The sequence below is a fragment of the Bifidobacterium magnum genome (genome assembly GCF_000741255.1).
Classification (GTDB): domain Bacteria; phylum Actinomycetota; class Actinomycetes; order Actinomycetales; family Bifidobacteriaceae; genus Bifidobacterium; species Bifidobacterium magnum.
On the sequence record NZ_JGZB01000012.1, the window covers coordinates 1 to 1,304 of the forward strand.

The 1,304-nt window shown below is 70.6% G+C and carries 1 protein-coding gene; it reads right to left on the minus strand.

Translation table 11 applies throughout. The features are described from left to right. On the minus strand, window positions 1-1,214 hold a 1,214-nt coding region (locus tag BMAGN_RS07425; RefSeq protein WP_051892958.1), incomplete at its 3' end, for a ComEC/Rec2 family competence protein. Window positions 1,215-1,304: the final 90 nt, after the last annotated feature.

Below are 1,304 nucleotides of genomic sequence, written 5' to 3' on the forward strand. Positions count from 1 at the left end.
ACGCGCGCGGCCCGCGCCAGCAGGCGCGCGATCATGGCCAAGCCCATGAGGACGGCCAGCGCGCTCAACGCCCCGGGAACTCCCGGCGTCCACCCGGCCACGGATCCCGTGCCTCCCAGCAGGTCGGCCGTGGCCACAATGACGCGTGTGCCCTGGGAGGCGACCCACGCGAACAGGTATGCGGCACGGGGCGCCCACCCGGACAAGGCGAGGGCCATAAGGCCGCATATGGTGGTCGCGTCCATGACGGGATTGACGATAAGGTTCGCGGGCAGCGACCAGAGGGGCACTTGCGCGCTCATGAGGATCTGGACGGGAAGCGTGAAATATTGGGCGGCCGCCGCAAGCGCAAGCCCTGCGGCCAGGGGGCGCGGCAGCACACGGGACAGTACGGCGCGCATCGGGTCCGCGAACCATGCGATGCCGAGCGTCGCCGCGCATGAAAGCGCGAACCCGTAGCCCGACGCGAGCGACGGGTCGACCACCAGCAGCAGGATCACGCTCCAGCACAACAGGCTCACGGACTGGCGGGGACGGCCCGCCCACATGGCGCCCGCCGACAACAGTCCCGTGGCCAGCGCGCGGGACACGGAGGACGCCGGATACAGCACGGTGTACAACGCCAGGCACGCGCTGGCCTGGGCCAGGGCCCTCGCCTTCCTGCCGGCTCCCAGCATCGCGCACGCGCGCCGGGCCAATACGGCCGCCAGCGTGAAATGGCCTCCCGACACGGCCATCAGGTGGACGATGCCGGCTTGTGTGCAACGATCTTCCAACCGTTCGCCGTACGTGGCGTCGACCGTGTCCGCCAAGGCGGGAGCGTCCTGGCCGAGCACGCCGAGCGTGACGCCGGGCACCAATATTTTCCCCTGCTCGGGCAGAGAGGCGCACACCGCGAAAAACGCTTCGTGCATACGGGCCGCAATCCGGCTCGCAGGGCCCGGCTGGCGCACCATGTCCGCTTCACTCCGCGCCTGCGCCCACCATGGTTCCTGGCCGTAGCGCGCCCGTTCCACCGTGGCGGCCAGACGGTAGACGCCTCCCCTGCGCATGATGCGGCACGCTTGCCCGGAAGCGTACAGGCGCGCCTTGGCCCGCGACGGCCCCACAATATTTTCGGAAAGCGTGACGGCTTCCAGACGCGAGACAGCCACGCATTCGTGGCCGCGGTGTTCGGAGCGGATCGGCGGGGGAGACGACGCGCGCCTGCACAACGGATGTTCCCTGGACGGCGTGCACGGGGTCGGCGGCCACCGCGCCCGCGTGGGCGAGCCCCGCTGTGGCGCACACGAGCATGGCCGCCA